The 4,656-nt window shown below is 63.3% G+C and carries 3 protein-coding genes; all 3 read right to left on the minus strand.

Annotated features, from left to right (window positions below):
• Positions 1 to 797 precede the first annotated feature (797 nt).
• Positions 798 to 1,499, minus strand: coding sequence for a fumarylacetoacetate hydrolase family protein (locus ABR948_RS28355; protein WP_428124425.1), 702 nt, complete (start codon positions 1,497 to 1,499; stop codon positions 798 to 800).
• A gap of 44 nt (positions 1,500 to 1,543) precedes the next feature.
• Entirely contained in the window at positions 1,544 to 3,352 is a 1,809-nt protein-coding gene (locus tag ABR948_RS28360) for an ABC transporter ATP-binding protein (RefSeq protein WP_428124427.1), read from the minus strand.
• Between the two features lie 139 nt (positions 3,353 to 3,491).
• The gene (galE, locus tag ABR948_RS28365) at positions 3,492 to 4,505 is read right to left on the minus strand and encodes a UDP-glucose 4-epimerase GalE (RefSeq protein WP_428124429.1); all 1,014 of its coding nucleotides are present in this window, start codon (positions 4,503 to 4,505) and stop codon (positions 3,492 to 3,494) included.
• Between the last annotated feature and the right edge of the window lie 151 nt (positions 4,506 to 4,656).

Here is a 4,656-nt window from a genome sequence, read left to right on the forward strand (position 1 = left end):
CTCGGGACCTCCTTCGTCGACCTTCGGGTGATCCCCGCGGCGGCTTTGATCCTTCCGGCCTTCTGCTCGCTGTCGCTGCCCAGCCGACGATGGACAATTGCTGCGCTCACCATCGTCGCCGGCATCACCCTCGCCAATCTGTCGGTCGTATTGGTGGTCTGGCTGTCCTATCGTGCCGACTACGCGGCGATGATCTTGTCGTTCCACAAGATCGACCCCGGTTCGCTGGTGCTCGTTGGCGGCAGCGGCGAGGGCGAGGACCCGCCGTTCAGCGATCTCACGAGCTACCCGATGGCTTATGCTCCGACGCTGGCGGTGCATTATGCCAACGCCTTTGTGCCGAACCTGTTCACCGCGGTGGGCAAGCAGCCCGTGCAGGCGCGTGCCGCGGTCCGCCGTCTCGCCATCCCCTATGGCGGACCGATGCCGATACGCGTGCTTAGCGCGATCGCGGCCGGCCAAACGTCGTCCGACATTCCGCCTTTCATCCGCACCTGGTACCGGGACTACGACTATATCTATGTGCTGGGGCCGCGCGTGGCGAACCCGCTGCCAGACCTGCTGGAGGAATTGGACAGTTCCGTGCGCTTTGTTCTCTATAAAATCCGCCGCGCGCCCTTAGCCCCGGGGACGAAAACCGCTCGAAATTTCCGGAGACCGAGCGGCTTCCACCCCATTCACCCGGATGGAACCCTCTCAAATGGCGACCAGACGCCCGACAGAAAGCCTCGCACGAAAAGACGGCCCCGAACCAAGGTCCGGGGCCGTTGTTTCGTTGAACGACGATGGCCGGATGACTATTCCGGCTTGCCGATGGTCACCTTCAGGGTGCCGATGCCGTCGATCCCGCATTCGATTTTGTCGCCGGGCGAGAGTGCGGCGACCCCGGCCGGGGTTCCCGTCATGATGATATCGCCGGCGCCGAGCGAGACCTGCTCCGAAAGTTTCTCGATGATCTCCGGCACGCTCCAGATCAGTTCCGTGAGGTCGCCCTTCTGCCGTTCGGTGCCATTGACCGACAGCCAGATCTTGCCCTTGGTCGGGTGGCCGATCTTGGAGGCCGGCTGCATCGCGCCGCAGGGCGCCGAATGGTCGAACGACTTGCCGACTTCCCAGGGCCGCTCTTTCTTGCGGGAGGCCAGCTGCAGATCGCGCCGCGTGAGGTCGATGCCGACGGCATAGCCGTAGATGTGCTCGTTGGCCTTGGCGGCAGGAATATTGAGCCCGCCGCTCTTCATCGCCACGATCAATTCGACCTCGTGATGGAAATCCTTGGTCAGCGGCGGGTAGGGGATGGTGGCGCCGTCCGGCTCGATCATGTCGGCATGCTTGGCGAAGAAAAACGGCAGCGCCCGCTCGTCATTGCCCATCTCGCGGATGTGCTCGAGATAATTGCGCCCGACGCACCAGATGCGGCGAACCGGATAGGATTTGGTGTCGCCCGCGATGGCGATCGAGGCTTGCGGAGCCGGAGGAAAGACGAAGGAGGGTGCGCTCATGGAGGGATCTCGGTGGGTTGGGGATGGAAACTTGAGGAGTAGCTTTACGCGGTTGCGCTGATCGGCGCCAGCGTCAGCGGCCCGGCATCGCGGTGCTGCAGCCGGAAGAACGACGCATAGCGCCCGCCGCGGCGTAACAAATCGTCATGCCGCCCGCGTTCGACGATCTCGCCGCCCTCAACCACCAGGATGGCGTCGGCATGCATGATGGTGTGGAGGCGATGGGCGATGACGATGGTGGTGCGGTTCTGGCACAGATGTTCGATCGCTTCCTGCACCTGCTTTTCGGATTCCGAATCCAGCGCCGCGGTGGCTTCGTCGAGCAGGATGATCGGGGCGTTCTTCACCAGCGCGCGCGCCACCGCGACGCGCTGGCGCTGGCCGCCGGATAATTGGGTGCCGTGCTCGCCGACCGGCGTGTCATAGCCGAGCGGAAAGCCCATGATGAATTCGTGCGCGCAGGCCGCCTTGGCGGCGGCCACGATCTCGGCCTGGCTGGCGCCGACCTTGCCGAAGGCGATGTTGGCCCCGATGGTATCGCGGAACAGATAGACGTCCTGCCCGACATAGGCGGTTTGCTGGCGCAGCGATTTTCGCGACACATGGGAGATCGCCTGGCCGTCGATCAGGATGTCGCCGCCATCAGCTTCATAGAATCGCAGCAGCAGCGCCAGCACCGTCGACTTGCCGCCGCCGGAGGGGCCGACCAGGGCGGTGACCTTGCCGGGCTCGGCGACAAAACTCATGCGGTTGAGCACCGGCTCGTTCACGCGATAAGCAAAAGTCACGTCGCGCCATTCGACCCGCGCGTCGATCAGTTTCAGCGCCGGCTTGTCGTCGTCGTCGGGTTCGCTGGCCGGACTGTCGACGATCTCCAGCAGTTTGCGGGCGCCGATCAGGCTGCTGTTCAATTCGATGTTCAGCCGCGCCAGACGCTTGGCCGGCTCGTAGGCCAAAAGGAACGCGGTCAGGAACGAGAAAAACTGGCCGGGCGTGGCGCCCAGCGCGACGACACTGTAGCCGCCATACATCAGCCCGCCCGCGACCGCCAGGCCGCCGAGCGTTTCCATCAGCGGGCTCGAACGATTGGAAACCCGCGCCATTTTGTTGGCGTTTTGCTCGACCGCCGTGATTGAGGCGTCGATCCGTTCACGCATGGTCTGTTCAAGTGTGAACGCCTTGACGGTACGGATGCCCTGCAGCGATTCCTGCATGGTTTCCATGATGTCGGCGGTGCCGGTGAACTGGTTGTGCGCGAGACCCTTGATCCGCTTCACCAGCTTGCGCAGCACCAGCATCGCCGGCGGCGCCACCGCGAATCCGAGCAGCGCCATATAGGGATCCTGCATCAGCATCACGGTGACCAACCCGACCAGCGACAACACATCGCGTCCGACGGCGTTGATCAGGAGACTGAGTACCTGCGTGACGGAGTTGGCACCGGCGGTCAGGCGCGCCAGGAATTCGGACGAGTGCCGCTCCGAGAAGAAAGCGATGCTTTCGCTCATCAGCTTGGAGAACAGCTGACGCTGGTTGTTGGCGAGGATGGCGTTGGAGATTTTCGACAGAATGACCTGATGACCGTAGGTCGCCGCACCCTTGATGATGAAAATCACGACGGTCACGCCGGACAGGATCGCGATGCCGCGGACGTTCTTGTCGACATAGGCCTGATTGATCACCTGGCCGAGCAAATAGGCCGAGCCGGCGGTGGTCGCGGCCGAGACCGCCATCAGCGCGAACGCCAGCAGATAGCGCCGCCAGTAGAGCGCTCCCTGTTCCATGACCAGGCGGCGAATCAGGATCGCGGCGCCGTAGGGATCGTCGGTAATCTTCTTAGGCAGTTCGGTCATTCGCGTTCCATTGACAGCGTTGGGCAAGCATCCGCCCCACGTGTCAGAGTTGTTCCGAAACGTCCGTCTCCTTGCCCGCTATAGCGAGGTTTTTCAAGCCAAATCAGGCCTTGCGCCCAACAGGACTTCGGGGGTGATTTTAGGCCGATACCGCGTGCGCGAGGTCGCCATGGCGTTCGCGGAACAGTTTCTCTTCCCAGGCCAGCGCATGCCGGGCGATGGTCTCGAGATCATCGTATCGCGGCGTCCAGTCCAGCACGCTGCGGATACGGCTGGTATCGGCGACCATGGTCATGATGTCGCCCGGTCGGCGCGCGGCATATTGAACCGCGAAATTGCGCCCGCTGATGCGGCGCACCGCCTCGATGGTTTCCAGCACGGAGTAGCCGCGGCCGTAGCCGCAATTCAGCGTTGTCGAGGTGCCGCCGCCGCGCAGATAGGCCAGCGCCGCGCGATGCGCCTGCGCCAGGTCGCTGACATGAATGAAATCCCGGATGCAGCTTCCGTCCGGCGTCGGATAGTCGGTGCCGAACACGTCGATCTTGGCGCGCTGTCCGGTGGCGGCCTCGACCGCGATTTTCAGCAGATGCGTCGCTCCCGCCGTCGCAAGCCCGATCCGCGCCTGCGGGTCGGCGCCCGCCACGTTGAAGTAGCGCAGCACGGCATAGTTCATGCCGTGCGCGGAGGCCACGTCGTGCAACATGATTTCGGCCATCAGCTTCGAGGAGCCGTAGGGCGACAGCGGCCGGGTCGGCGCGTGCTCGGGAACGGGCACCTGGTCCGGATTGCCGTACACCGCCGCGGTCGATGAAAAGATGAAGCGGTCGACGCCGCATTTGACCGCCGCGTTCAACAGGCTGCGCGTGGTCATGGTGTTGTTGCGGTAATAGCCGAGCGGATCGCGCATCGAGTCCGGCACCACCACCGAGCCCGCGAAGTGAATGATGCTTTCCACCTTGTGCGCGGCGATCACGCCCTCGACCAGATTTTCATCCGCGGCGTCGCCGATGAACAGCGGTACGCCTTCGGGCAGGAACGCGGAAAAGCCGGTGGACAGGTTGTCGATCACGACAACGCTTTCGCCGGCTTCCACCAGCGCATGAACCATGTGACTTCCGATATAGCCGGCGCCGCCAGTGACAAGCACAGTCATGAGTTCACCCATCTCCAAGCGCATGATCCGCCAACGGTCAGCGGTTTGGCGAAAGGATCATGCGCCCTGTTTTGGGGAGCGATGCTATCCGTCGCACGGTGAAGAGTGGGTTTCAGCGCGCCCGAACTGGCTACTATGCTTAATGTTGCGT

Source organism: Bradyrhizobium sp. (assembly GCF_050014615.1).
Classification (GTDB): Bacteria; Pseudomonadota; Alphaproteobacteria; order Rhizobiales; family Xanthobacteraceae; genus Bradyrhizobium.